This is a genomic window from Pseudomonas ulcerans, from assembly GCF_036324125.1.
GTDB classification, from domain to species: domain Bacteria; phylum Pseudomonadota; class Gammaproteobacteria; order Pseudomonadales; family Pseudomonadaceae; genus Aquipseudomonas; species Aquipseudomonas ulcerans.
On record NZ_JAZDQN010000011.1, the window covers coordinates 158,039 to 170,148 of the forward strand.

Here is a 12,110-nt window from a genome sequence, read left to right on the forward strand (position 1 = left end):
TAAATCGTTTCAGCCAGTCAGCCCCCGTGTCAGGCATCGCAGGGGCCTTGGAGATCGACAAGGCTTGTCGTTCCAAGGCTTGCGGTCGTCGTTTTCCGAAAAAAAGCTCTCACGGCAACTGCGAATTCAGGTATGATGCGCGCCGGTCTTTCAACGGACCTCGTTTAGGTAGTGCAATTCCCCGAAGCCAGCTTCGGCTGCGCGTCCGCATCGCGGACTCTTCCTGGACGTTCTTTTTATCTTCAATCGTTTTCGCAAATCCCCGCCGACAAAGCTGCCAGGGTGACCTTCGGGTCTTACAAGGCATGCGCAGCTTTGGAGCATGGGTCTTTGCGGATGCACTTAGAGGCAGACCCATGACCCAGGAAACCGGCGGCTTCGCCGCTCTCGATCTTCATCCAAGTATTGTTGCTGCCGTACTGGCTACTGGCTACGAAGAGCCATCCGCCATTCAGCAACAATCGATCCCGATCATTCTCGCCGGTCATGACATGATCGGTCAGGCGCAGACCGGTACCGGTAAAACCGCCGCCTTCGCCCTGCCCATCCTGAACCGCATCGACCCGAGCAAGCGCGAGCCGCAAGCCCTGATCCTGGCGCCAACCCGTGAGTTGGCGCTGCAAGTAGCCACCGCATTCGAAACCTACGCCAAGCAGATGCCGGGCGTGACCGTGGTGGCCGTATACGGTGGTGCCCCGATGGGCCCACAACTGAAAGCCATCCGCAACGGCGCGCAAATCGTCGTCGCTACCCCTGGCCGTCTGTGCGACCACCTGCGTCGCGACGAGAAAGTCCTGGCAACCGTCAACCACCTGGTGCTCGACGAAGCCGACGAGATGCTCAAGCTGGGCTTCATGGACGACCTGGAAGTCATCTTCAAGGCCATGCCGGAAAGCCGCCAGACCGTTCTGTTCTCGGCCACCCTGCCTGCTTCTATCCGTGCCATCGCCGAGCGCCACCTGCGCGAGCCGAAGCACGTCAAGATCCAGAGCAAGACCCAGACCGTGACTGCCATCGAGCAGGCCCACCTGATGGTCCATGCCGACCAGAAGGTCTCCGCTGTCCTGCGTCTGCTGGAAGTGGAAGAGTTCGACGCGCTGATCGCCTTCGTGCGTACCAAGCAAGCCACCCTGGACCTGGCCAGTGCCCTGGAAGCCAAGGGCTACAAGGCCGCTGCGCTGAACGGTGACATCGCCCAGAACCAGCGTGAGCGCGTGATCGATTCGCTGAAGGACGGTCGCCTGGACATCGTCGTCGCTACCGACGTCGCTGCCCGTGGCCTGGACGTACCGCGCATCACCCACGTGTTCAACGTCGACATGCCGTACGATCCAGAGTCCTACGTCCACCGTATCGGCCGTACCGGCCGTGCCGGTCGCGAAGGCCGTGCGCTGCTGCTGGTTACCCCGCGCGAGCGCCGCATGCTGCAGGTGATCGAGCGTGTTACCGGTCAGAAGGTTGCCGAAGTTCGCCTGCCGAACGCCCAGGCCGTTCTCGATGCCCGCATCAAGAAGCTGACCAACAGCCTCGCGCCGCTGGTTGCCGACGCCGAAGCCAGCCATGGCGACCTGCTGGACCGCCTGACTGCCGACATCGGTTGCAGCCCGCGTGCCCTGGCCGCAGCCCTGCTGCGCAAGGCCACCAACGGTCAGGCGCTGACCCTGGAAGCCGTCGAGAAAGAGCAGCCGCTGGTTCCGACCTACACCCCGCGCGAGCGTACCGGTGAGCGTTCCGAGCGCAGTGGTGGCGAGCGTGAGCGTCGTGCGCCGCTGCCGCTGGCCGAAGGTCGTGCCCGTTGCCGTACCGCGCTGGGCGCGCGTGACGGTATCGCGGCGAAGAACCTGCTGGGCGCCATCCTCAACGAAGGCGGCCTGGCCCGCGAAGCCATCGGCCGTATCCAGGTCCGTGACAGCTTCAGCCTGGTCGAGCTGCCGGAAGAGGGGCTGGAGCGCCTGCTGGCCAAGCTCAAGGACACCCGCGTTGCCGGCAAGCAGCTGAAGCTGCGCCGCTATCGCGAGGATTGATCCGCGAGTAACGAAAAAATCCCCGACTGGTTCGGGGATTTTTTTTGCCTGTTCGGGGGCTCAGTCGAAGCGGTAGATATCCATCCCCAGGGCACCGAGGGTGAACCCCTGGTGCTCGATGCCGAACCGTTCCCCCGCACCGCGAGCGAAATACAGCGGCAACAGGTGCTCATCGCTCGGATGGTTGCGCACCGCGAAGGGTGCCTGGCGGCGATAGTCGAGCAGTGCGGCGCTGTCGTTGGCCGCCAGTTTCTCCACCACCCAGTCCCGGAACGCCAGGGCCCAGGGCGCAGCATCGTTCCCGGTCGCCCGCCAGTCCAGCTCACCCAGGTTGTGGGTGATGCTGCCGGAGCCGATCAGCAGGATGCCTTCCTCGCGCAGCGCCGACAGGGTGCGTCCGACCTGTTCCTGGAAAGCCGGACCGAGCAGGCTGGGCAGGGAAACCTGCACAACCGGGATATCCGCTTGTGGATACATCAGCGACAGCGGCACCCAGGCGCCGTGGTCGAACGGCCGCTTCGGGTCCAGGCCGGTGCGCAGGCCTGCGTCATTGAGCATGCCGGCGATCCGCTCGGCCAGTTCCGGTTCGCCGGGCGCCGGGTACTGCACGGCGAACAGCGCGGGCGGGAAACCACCGAAGTCATGCCAGGTGGCCGGGCGTGGGGAGCTGGCTACCCACAGGTCGTGGCTTTCCCAGTGTGCCGAGACCACGACGATGGCTTTCGGGCGCGGCAGGCTGGCAGCCAGGCGAGCCAGGGCCGGGCCGCTTTCGCCCGGTTCCAGGGCCAGCATGGGCGATCCGTGGGAGATGAACAGGCTGGGGAGCATCGCGAAAGTCCTGAAGGGGTATGATGGCCACCATCTTCGGGCAGATCATTGATCTGATTCCAATATAAGTTTTCGCAGTATTTGATCGAAATCTTCGAGGTCGGCATGCAAGCGGATTTTTGGCACAAGCGCTGGGAGCGCAATCAGATCGGTTTCCACCAGGACCAGGTCAATCCGTACCTGGCCCGGTACTGGCCGCAACTGGGGATCGCCCCCGGTAGCCGGGTGCTGGTGCCGCTGTGCGGCAAGAGTCTGGACCTGGCCTGGCTGGCGGGGCAGGGGCTGCGGGTGCTGGGCGTGGAGCTGTCGCAGCGGGCAGTGGAAGACTTCTTCACCGAGCAGCAGTTGCAGCCGGAGCGCTTCCAGCACGGTGCGTTTACCTGCTATCGCAGTGAGGGCGTGGAGATCTGGTGCGGCGATTTCTTCCAGCTGACTGCCGAGGACCTGGCGGATTGCGTGGGGGTGTATGACCGTGCCGCGCTGATCGCCCTGCCGCCGGAGATGCGTCAGCGTTACGCCGCACAGCTCGACAGGCTGCTGCCTCGGGGCTGTCGGGGTGTGCTGGTGACCATGGATTATGACCAGTCGAAGCTGGACGGGCCGCCCTTCGCGGTGCCGGATGACGAGGTCCGGGCGCTGTTTGCCGGACGCTGGCAGGTCAGCGAGGAGGCGGAGCAGGACATTCTTGGCGAGAGCTGGAAGTTCGTGCAGGCCGGTGTCGGCAGCCTGGTGGAAAGGGTCTACCTCCTGCGAGGCTGAAAGGCTGCGCGGTCCTCCTGGAAATGAAAAAGCCCGCCGAAGCGGGCTTTTTCGTTTTCGTTGTCGATCAACCGCGGCGACGCAGCGCTTCGATACGCTCTTCCAGCGGCGGGTGGCTCATCAGCAGGCCGGCGAGGCCCTGCTTCAGGCCGCCGTTGATGCCGAAGGCGCTCAGGGTGCTAGGCATCTGTACCGGCACGCCCTGCTCCGAACGCAGGCGTTGCAGCGCGCTGATCATCGCCCCGGTGCCGGCCAGGCGGGCACCGGCGTCGTCGGCGCGGTACTCGCGTTTGCGCGAGAACCACATGACGATGATGCTGGCGAGGATGCCCAGGATCAGCTCGGCGACGATGGTCGCGACGTAGTAGGCGATGCCCTGGCCTTCCTCGTTCTTGAAGATCACCTTGTCGACGAAGTTGCCGATGATCCGCGCGAAGAACATCACGAAGGTGTTCACCACGCCCTGGATCAGGGCCATGGTGACCATGTCGCCGTTGGCGACGTGGCCGATCTCGTGGGCCAGCACGGCACGCACTTCATCGGGGGAAAAGCGTTCCAGCAGGCCCTGGCTCACCGCCACCAGCGCGTCGTTGCGGTTCCAGCCGGTGGCGAAGGCGTTGGCCTCGTAGGCCGGGAAGATGCCCACCTCCGGCATCTTGATGCCGGCTTCGCGGGACAGCTCCTCGACGGTCTGCAGCAGCCATTGCTCGTGACGGGTGCGCGGCTGGCTGATGATCTGGGTGCCCGTGCTCATCTTCGCCATCCACTTGGAAATGAACAGCGAGATCAGCGAGCCGGCGAAGCCGAACACGGCACAGAACACCAGCAACGAGTCGAGCTTGAGGTCAACCCCGTTTGCCGCCATGAACCCGTTGAAGCCGAAAAGGCTCAGGGTGATGCTGGCAATCAGCACGACCGCAAGGTTGGTGGCCACAAACAGCAAAATGCGCATCATGGTTGTTACGTTCTCCTGACGGATAGATATGTAGCGTATGCGGGTATATAAGGTGCGCGCCTTGGTGATTCAACTGGCCGACTATTTCAAACTGTGTACGCGTCAAACAGACAGACACGTCAATCCAACCCGCGGTTCAGAGCCGCGGGTAGGAAAATGCGAAGGGAGAGTGGTCGATACCTGCGACTTTTCAGACACAGGTATGACTGTAGGCTATTGCCGGTAGGTCTTCAGGAAATTTCCGATGCGGCCGATGGCCTGCTCCAGGTCGTCGACCCGTGGCAGGGTCACGACGCGGAAGTGGTCCGGGGTCGGCCAGTTGAACGCAGTACCCTGGACGATCAGCAGTTTTTCCGAGAGCAGCAGGTCAAGGACGAACTTCTCGTCGTTGTAGATCGGGCAGACCTTCGGGTCGATCTTCGGGAAGGCGTACAACGCGCCCATCGGCTTGACGCAGCTGACCCCGGGAATGTCGTTGAGCAATTCCCAAGTGCGGTTGCGCTGCTCCAGCAGGCGGCCCGCTGGCAGAACCAGGTCGTTGATGCTCTGGTAGCCGCCGAGGGCGGTCTGGATCGCGTGCTGCGACGGCACGTTGGCGCACAGGCGCATGTTGGCCAGGATGTCGAGGCCTTCGATGTAGCTCTGGGCGTGCTGCTTGGGCCCGGAGATGATCAGCCAGCCGGAGCGGAAACCGGCCACGCGGTACGACTTGGACAGGCCGTTGAAGGTCAGGCAGAGCAGGTCCGGTGCCAGCGAGGCGCTGCTGACGTGGATGGCGCCGTCATAGAGGATCTTGTCGTAGATCTCGTCGGAGAACACCACCAGGTTGTGCTGGCGGGCGATTTCCAGCATGCCCAGCAGGACTTCGCGGGAGTACACCGAGCCGGTCGGGTTGTTCGGGTTGATGATCACCATGGCCTTGGTGTTCGGGGTGATCTTGGCCTTGATGTCTTCCAGGTCGGGGAACCAGTCGGCCTGCTCGTCGCACAGGTAGTGCACGGCCTTGCCGCCGGCCAGGCTCACTGCGGCGGTCCACAGCGGGTAGTCGGGCGCCGGGATCAGCACTTCGTCGCTGTTGTTGAGCAGGGCCTGCATCGACATCACGATCAGCTCGGATACTCCGTTGCCGAGGTAGATGTCCTCGATGCCGACGCCTTCGATCTGCTTCTGCTGGCAGTACTGCATCACCGCCTTGCGCGCGCTGAACAGGCCCTTGGAATCGCTGTAGCCCTGGGCGGTCGGCAGGTTGCGGATCACGTCCTGGAGGATTTCCTCCGGCGCCTCGAAACCGAAGGGTGCCGGGTTGCCGATGTTCAGCTTGAGGACGCGGTGGCCTTCCTCTTCCAGACGCTTGGCGTGCTTGAGCACCGGGCCGCGGATGTCGTAGCAGACATTGGCGAGCTTGTTCGATTTGCTGACCTGCATGATGTGATCCCGATAAGAAAAGATCGCCGCCTACTGCGCGGTGAAAAGGTTTGAAATGCGAGTAAGACGGGTGCCAGACTGATGTCTGAATTGAGGCGCAATAATACGTCTCGCCCGTGCCGACGAAAAGAAGCAGCACGGGCTTTTTGATTTGCCGAGGCCTGCCGATGGAAAAGCTAGAGAAAACCCTTGAAGAATGGCGCGAGATGCTCGACCCCGCGCAATACCAGGTGTGCCGCCTGAAGGGCACCGAGCGGCCGTTCAGCGGCAAGTACAATTCGACCAGGACCGATGGCGTCTATCACTGCATCTGCTGCGATGCGCCACTGTTCGACTCCCGTGCCAAGTTCGATTCCGGCTGTGGTTGGCCAAGCTTCTACGAGCCGATCGAGGACAGCGCGATGATCGAGATCCGCGATACCTCCCACGGCATGATCCGTACCGAAGTCACCTGTGCCCGCTGCGATGCGCACCTGGGCCACGTATTTCCCGACGGGCCGCCGCCGACCGGCCTGCGTTACTGCATCAACTCTGTGTGTCTGGACCTGAAGGCGCGCTGACGCGCGTTCTTCATCACTATCAAGGAGCGCGATCCATGGCGGGACCATTGCTGGACATTCCCTGCACCACCATCAAGGGCGAACAAAAGACCCTGGCGGACTTTCCGGCCAAGGCCGTGCTGATCGTCAATACCGCCAGCCAGTGTGGCTTCACCCCGCAGTACAAGGGGCTTGAGGCGCTGTGGCAGGCGTACCGCGAACGCGGCCTGGTGGTCCTCGGCTTTCCCTGCAACCAGTTCGGCAAGCAGGAGCCGGGTGACGAGAAGGCGATCTCGCAATTCTGCGAGCTGAATTTCGGTGTCAGTTTCCCGCTGTTCCGCAAGATCGACGTCAATGGTCCGGGTGCGCACCCGCTGTTCGTCGAGTTGAAGAAGCGTGCCCCCGGCCTGCTTGGTTCGCAAGGCATCAAGTGGAACTTCACCAAGTTCCTCCTCGACCCGAAGACCGGCGCGGTCAGTCGCTACGCCCCCACCACCAAGCCGGATGCCCTTGGCGCCGACATCGAGGCGTTGCTCAAGTGATCGCCGGCGGCGCCCAGTGGTCGATCAGGGCTTCCAGCTCCTCGCGGCGGAAGGGCTTGGCCAGGTAGTCGTTCATGCCCGCGGCGCGACAGCGTTCGCGTTCCTCGGGCATGGCGTTGGCGGTCAGGGCGACGATCGGCAGATTCGGCCAGCGCCCGCTCTGGCGAATGCGCCGGCTGGCCTCGTAGCCATCCATCACCGGCATGTTGCAGTCCATCAGCACCAGGTCGAACTCACTGTCCTCCAACAGCTCCAGCGCTTCGGCGCCATGGGCTGCGACGCTGACCTCGCAGCCGAGCTTGCCGAGCATGCCCTTGGCCACCAACTGGTTGACCGGGTTGTCCTCCACCAGCAGGATTCGCCCGCGACGCAGGCTGGCGGGTCTGTCGGCCGGTTGCACCGGCGTGCCTTCGTCAATCCGCGCCAGCACCCGGCGCAGGGCCTGGTACAGCGCGCCTCGGGCCAGCGGGCGGGCCTGTTGTTGCAACGGCGCGAGGTTGCTCGCCTGTTCACCGGGAAGGAAGTTGCCGTAGGCGGTGATCAGCAGGATGGGTGCCTTGATCTCCGGGCGGGCGGCCAGCACGCAATCCAGGTCGTCGGTGATCAGCAGGTCCGGGGTTTCGCCGGCGAGGCCATCGAGGTCGTCCACCCGCCGATAATGCAGGCCCCAGCGCGGCAACAGGGTTTGCAGCAGTTCGGCGAGACCGCTTTTCGCGTTGCTGATGGCGATGACATGGCCGCGCAATGGGTCGGGCATCATCGCCGGGCTGTGGCTGGGCAAGGGCAGTTCCGCGCTGAACTGGCTGCCGAAGCCGGTCTCGGAACTGATGCTCAGGCGGCCCTGCATGGCCTCGCAGAGGTTGTTGGTCAGAGTCAGGCCCAGGCCCGTGCCGCCGTACTGCCGGGTAATGCCGGCACCGGCCTGGGTGAAGGGCTGGAAGATGCGCGTCTGCGCCTCCGGTTCGATGCCGATGCCGGTGTCGCAGACATCGATGCGCACGCCGCCGGCATGAGTGCCCAGGCGCACGTCGACGCGGCCGAAGCGGGTGAACTTGAGGGCATTGGATAGCAGGTTGCTGACGATCTGGCGGACCCGGGTCGGGTCGCCGAGGACCATCGAGGGGAATTTCGGGTCGATCAGGCAGGTCAGTTCGACATTCGGCGCGGTGTTCTGCGACAGCAGGTTGGCGGTGTCCTCCACCAGCGCACCGAGGTCGAAGGGGATGCGCTCCAGTTCCAGCTGTCCGGCATCGAACTTGGACAGGTCGAGGATATCGTTGAGCAGTTCCACCAGCACCTTGCCCGAGTCGTGGGCGATCGACAGTTGCTGGCGCTGTTCGGCATTCAGCGGGCTGTCCAGTGACAGCGCGATCATGCCCAGAAGGCCATTGAGCGGCGTACGGATCTCGTGGCTCATGTTGGCGAGGAAGGCGGCCCGGGCCTGGGCCATGTCCAGGGCGCGACGGCGCGCGTCTTCCAGCTCCAGGTTGGACTGGCTGAGGCGATTGTTGCTGGCCTTGAGCTCGTTGGTCCGCGCCGAGACGATGTTCTCCAGCTCGTTGAGGTAGTCGGTCAGGCGGTTTTCCGCAGTGCGTCGCTGCTGGATCTCGGTGGCCATGGTGACGAACTGCTGGTTGGCGACCTTCACCAGTACGCCGATCTCGTCGTCCTCGTGGCCGACCGGGAAAGGCAGCTTGCCCTGGTTGGCATCCCGCGGATCGCTGTTGCTCAGGGCGCTGATCACCCGCACCAGCGGCTTGGTCAGCATCATGTAGAACAGCGCGAGGAGGATCCCGGTCAGCACCAGGCTGCGCACGAAGCCGTTGAGCAGGGTGATTTCCGCACGCTTGAGGAAGCGGCTGCCGAAGGCGAAGGTGTCGACGTCCAGGTACAGGGTGCCGAGGTACTCGTCGGGCATATGGTTGAGGAACAGGCGATTGCGAAATTCCCGGTTGTTGCCGAACAGGAAGTCGCTGAGCACCCGGTAGGCGCTTTCCTCGCGAGGGCGCTGCATGTCGGCGAGCACGGTGTCGTTGTTGTCGATCAGGCGCGCGTGGACGATGGCGGGGGATTGCAGCAGGCCGAGGGTCAGTTCCTGGGCCAGTTCCGAGTCGATGTTGTAGGCGATGCGCGAGGCGGTGTTATGGCTGATATCCAGCAACGCCTGCATCTCGCGGTTGATGGACGCGTCTTCGCTGGCATAATCGATCCCTATCTGGATGAGACTGAGCAATGTTCCCAGGATGAAACCGACGAGGACGGTCAGCCGGGCTTGCTTGTACGACAGGCGATTGGTGAACTTGATATCCATGGTCCCGAGCCAGTTCCACATTCCATGCGCTGCGCAAGCATAGCCGATCAACCCCGGCTGCTGGCATGACTGTCACACATTCAGTTTGCTCCTTTATATACCTGGATCTGACTGAGGAAATTCCCGTGGACCCTCGTTTCAATGCTTTTCTCGATCGTGCCGAAAGCGTCCTGGCACGGCTTGAGCCGCTGTTGCCGGCGCCGCGACCTGACATCGACTGGAGCGACTGCCTGGCGGCGCGCTGGCAACGTGACGGGCGCAGCGGTTTCCTGCTGCCGCTGCAGGTCAGCCTGGACATCCGCCTGTCCGACCTGATCGGGGTCGATCTGCAACGTGAGCAACTGGGCCGCAATACCCGGCAGTTCCTCGACGGCGTGCCGGCCAACCACGCGCTGCTGTGGGGCTCGCGCGGAACTGGCAAGTCCTCGCTGGTACGGGCGCTGCTGGCTGAGTACGCCGCCGCCGGGTTGCGCCTGATCGAAATCGAACGCGATCACCTCGCCGACCTGCCGCGGGTGGTGGAGCAACTGCACAAGTTGCCGCAGCGGTTCGTGCTGTTCTGCGACGACCTCTCGTTCGAAGCCGGGGAGGGCGATTACCGGGTGCTGAAGAGCGTGCTCGATGGCTCCCTGGAGCAGGCGCCGGACAACGTGCTGCTGTACGCCACGTCGAACCGCCGCCATCTGGTACCGGAGAAGCAGAGCGATAACGAAAACTGGAAGATGGTCGATGGTGAGCTGCACCCCAGCGAGGCGGTGGAGGACAAGATCGCCCTGTCCGACCGCTTCGGCCTGTGGCTGTCGTTCTATCCCTTCACCCAGGAGCATTTCCTCAATGTCGTCGAGCACTGGATCAGCCAGTTGGCCAAGGGGCCAGGCCTGGTCTGGCAGCGTGACGACGAACTGGACAAGGCCGCGATCCGCTGGGCGACCGGCCGCGGCAACCGTAATGGCCGCTGTGCCTATCAGTTCGCCCGCTACTGGGTCGGACTCAAACTGTTGGAGCAACACACATGATCGATTTGAAAGCGGCGGGCACCGGCCTCGACGGCTACGCCCTGCTGGCGGCGCAACTGGAAGCCTTGCTCTCCGGCGAGCGTGACTTCATCGCCAACGCCGCGCAGTTTTCCGCCTTCCTCTATAACCAGGTCGAAGACCTGAACTGGGCGGGGTTCTACCTCAACCGTGATGGCGTGCTGGTGCTCGGCCCGTTCCAGGGCCAGGTGGCTTGCGTACGGATTCCGTTCGGCCGTGGCGTCTGCGGCGCGGCGGCGGCCAGCCTGCAGACCCAGCGGGTCGAGGATGTGCATGCGTTTCCCGGGCATATTGCCTGCGACAGCGCGTCGAACAGCGAGCTGGTGATTCCTTTGGTCAAGGATGGGCGGCTGATCGGCGTGCTGGACCTGGACAGTCCGAAGCTGGCGCGCTTCGGGCTGGACGACCAGGCGGGGCTGGAGCGCTTGGCCGAGATTTTCCTGAGCGCCACCGACTGCTGACACGCACCAATAAAAACGGGGCCCTTCGCGGCCCCGTTTTTTCTGGAAGTGGTTTCAGTCGTAGATGACCTTCTTCTTCCAGTTCTCTTCTTCGTCGGTCTTCAAGCCTTCGGTCAGGGCGTTGACGTCATCCGCGGTCGGCTCGATGGTGTCCAGCACCATGGCGTTGGCCCGGGCCAGCAGCTTTTCCATGTATTCCAGTTGCTCGCGGTACTGGCCTGGCTCCGGCTGCTTGCGCAGGTACTGCACGCCGCGCTCGAAGGCGAGGCGGGCATGGCCGGGCTGGTTCTGCTGGAGGGCGGCCTGGCCCAGGTTGTTGAAGAACTCGATGTGCAGGACCACCAGGATGTGGCGGATTTCCTTGACCCAGTACTTGGCTTCATTGGTGGCCAGGAAACCTTCCTGGTTGGCGCGGACCACCTGGCTGTGCATGGCCTCCAGCAGGAAGCGCACGTCCTTGGCCTTGGCCTCGGTCTGGATCGGGCTCGGCGGGTTGCCCACCGGCAGCGACTCACCCTGGGCGATCAGGGTTTCCAGTTCGCCGATGCGGTTGCGGATATCGCCGTTGTTCTTGTCCAGGGCCAGCTGACGTTGATTGAGGTTGAGTTCGAGGCGGGTCAGCAGCAGCTTGAGGGCCGGCGTCATCAACTGCCCGGGGAAGGTCTCGGTGATCTCGCCCACCCGCCGCAAGCGTTCGGCCAGCTCGACTTTCAGCCGCGCGCGCTCCAGCTTGCTGTTCTCGACTACATTGTTGAGGTAGCCGATAACGATCAGTAAGGCGATCCCCGCGACTATAAGCAGGGTAATCATTAGTGGTGTCACCGTTCACGCCTCGTCAGTCTGTATACCGATTGAGTGTAGTGTCTTCCCATTTACCCGGATAGGGCTGTTTGGCAGAAGCCCGAGGGGGATTGGTGGCAATTTGCCCTATGTCACAGATGGACAATTATCTTCCCCGCTTTTTCCTGTGTCGGCAGGTGCTTGCGAAACAAGAGGGCGGGTACTCGCCAGGTGGACCTGAAACGCTGCGAAGTCATTGATTTAAATAAATTTCTATTTGGGGGTTGACGCCCCCTCAAAGCATCCATAGAATGCGCGCCACTTGCAGCGTAAAGCACACAGCGAAACGCGGCAGGGAGTGAAAAGTTGTAGTGTGTCCCCTTCGTCTAGTGGCCTAGGACACCGCCCTTTCACGGCGGTAACAGGGGTTCGAGTCCCCTAGGGGACGCCAA

Annotated in this window: 10 protein-coding genes, 1 tRNA gene and 1 pseudogene; 7 read left to right on the plus strand and 5 right to left on the minus strand. The window is 63.0% G+C overall.

The features are described 5' to 3' along the window. Positions 1 to 322 precede the first annotated feature (322 nt). A pseudogene (locus tag V0R59_RS13165) lies at positions 323 to 2,024 on the plus strand (DEAD/DEAH box helicase). 60 nt (positions 2,025 to 2,084) lie between these two features. Here V0R59_RS13165 and V0R59_RS13170 read toward each other — a convergent pair. Beyond that, on the minus strand, positions 2,085 to 2,852 hold the full coding sequence (locus tag V0R59_RS13170; protein ID WP_330076503.1) for a DODA-type extradiol aromatic ring-opening family dioxygenase: 768 nt from the start codon (positions 2,850 to 2,852) through the stop codon (positions 2,085 to 2,087). A 105-nt stretch (positions 2,853 to 2,957) separates the two neighbouring features. On the opposite strand from V0R59_RS13170, the gene V0R59_RS13175 reads away from it, so the two are divergent. Beyond that, entirely contained in the window at positions 2,958 to 3,611 is a 654-nt protein-coding gene (locus V0R59_RS13175; protein WP_330076504.1) for a thiopurine S-methyltransferase, read from the plus strand. A gap of 67 nt (positions 3,612 to 3,678) precedes the next feature. Here the strand turns inward: V0R59_RS13175 and htpX are convergent, their stop codons facing one another. Together htpX and V0R59_RS13185 are read right to left on the minus strand one after the other, a co-directional pair. Further along, positions 3,679 to 4,566, minus strand: a complete 888-nt coding sequence (gene htpX, locus V0R59_RS13180) for a protease HtpX (RefSeq protein WP_330076505.1) — start codon at positions 4,564 to 4,566, stop codon at positions 3,679 to 3,681. A gap of 213 nt (positions 4,567 to 4,779) precedes the next feature. After that, positions 4,780 to 5,991 carry a pyridoxal phosphate-dependent aminotransferase gene (locus V0R59_RS13185; protein WP_330076506.1) on the minus strand — a complete coding sequence of 404 codons (1,212 nt, stop codon included), beginning with the start codon at positions 5,989 to 5,991 and terminating at the stop codon, positions 4,780 to 4,782. Positions 5,992 to 6,158: 167 nt separating this feature from the next. On the opposite strand from V0R59_RS13185, the gene msrB reads away from it, so the two are divergent. Both msrB and V0R59_RS13195 read left to right on the plus strand, forming a co-directional pair. After that, entirely contained in the window at positions 6,159 to 6,551 is a 393-nt protein-coding gene (msrB, locus tag V0R59_RS13190; RefSeq protein ID WP_330076507.1) for a peptide-methionine (R)-S-oxide reductase MsrB, read from the plus strand. Positions 6,552 to 6,586: 35 nt separating this feature from the next. Continuing rightward, complete coding sequence (locus V0R59_RS13195; protein ID WP_330076508.1) at positions 6,587 to 7,072, plus strand: glutathione peroxidase; 486 nt, start codon at positions 6,587 to 6,589, stop codon at positions 7,070 to 7,072. Here the strand turns inward: V0R59_RS13195 and V0R59_RS13200 are convergent. Continuing rightward, positions 7,065 to 9,383, minus strand: coding sequence for a response regulator (locus V0R59_RS13200; protein ID WP_330076509.1), 2,319 nt, complete (start codon positions 9,381 to 9,383; stop codon positions 7,065 to 7,067). The two genes, V0R59_RS13195 and V0R59_RS13200, sit on opposite strands and share 8 nt — an antisense overlap. Positions 9,384 to 9,508: 125 nt before the next feature. Between V0R59_RS13200 and V0R59_RS13205 the strand changes: the two genes are divergently transcribed. Beyond that, complete coding sequence (locus V0R59_RS13205; RefSeq protein ID WP_330076510.1) at positions 9,509 to 10,399, plus strand: ATP-binding protein; 891 nt, start codon at positions 9,509 to 9,511, stop codon at positions 10,397 to 10,399. Then, a complete protein-coding gene (locus tag V0R59_RS13210; protein ID WP_330076511.1) occupies positions 10,396 to 10,878 on the plus strand; it encodes a GAF domain-containing protein in 483 nt (160 codons plus the stop codon). Before V0R59_RS13205 ends, V0R59_RS13210 begins: the two co-directional genes overlap by 4 nt. Positions 10,879 to 10,932: 54 nt before the next feature. Here V0R59_RS13210 and V0R59_RS13215 read toward each other — a convergent pair whose 3' ends face one another. Continuing rightward, positions 10,933 to 11,700 carry a hypothetical protein gene (locus tag V0R59_RS13215; protein ID WP_330076512.1) on the minus strand — a complete coding sequence of 256 codons (768 nt, stop codon included), beginning with the start codon at positions 11,698 to 11,700 and terminating at the stop codon, positions 10,933 to 10,935. A 333-nt stretch (positions 11,701 to 12,033) separates the two neighbouring features. On the opposite strand from V0R59_RS13215, the gene V0R59_RS13220 reads away from it, so the two are divergent. Beyond that, positions 12,034 to 12,109, plus strand: a tRNA-Glu gene (locus V0R59_RS13220). Position 12,110 lies beyond the last annotated feature (1 nt).

Excerpts from the sequence above, each read along its gene's own strand:
- V0R59_RS13170 (WP_330076503.1), bottom strand. The coding sequence starts at position 2,852 with ATGCTCCCCAGCCTGTTCATCTCCCACGGATCGCCCATGCTGGCCCTG.
- V0R59_RS13175 (WP_330076504.1), top strand. The coding sequence starts at position 2,958 with ATGCAAGCGGATTTTTGGCACAAGCGCTGGGAGCGCAATCAGATCGGT.
- htpX (WP_330076505.1), bottom strand. The coding sequence starts at position 4,566 with ATGATGCGCATTTTGCTGTTTGTGGCCACCAACCTTGCGGTCGTGCTG.
- V0R59_RS13185 (WP_330076506.1), bottom strand. The coding sequence starts at position 5,991 with ATGCAGGTCAGCAAATCGAACAAGCTCGCCAATGTCTGCTACGACATC.
- msrB (WP_330076507.1), top strand. The coding sequence starts at position 6,159 with ATGGAAAAGCTAGAGAAAACCCTTGAAGAATGGCGCGAGATGCTCGAC.
- V0R59_RS13195 (WP_330076508.1), top strand. The coding sequence starts at position 6,587 with ATGGCGGGACCATTGCTGGACATTCCCTGCACCACCATCAAGGGCGAA.
- V0R59_RS13200 (WP_330076509.1), bottom strand. The coding sequence starts at position 9,383 with ATGGATATCAAGTTCACCAATCGCCTGTCGTACAAGCAAGCCCGGCTG.
- V0R59_RS13210 (WP_330076511.1), top strand. The coding sequence starts at position 10,396 with ATGATCGATTTGAAAGCGGCGGGCACCGGCCTCGACGGCTACGCCCTG.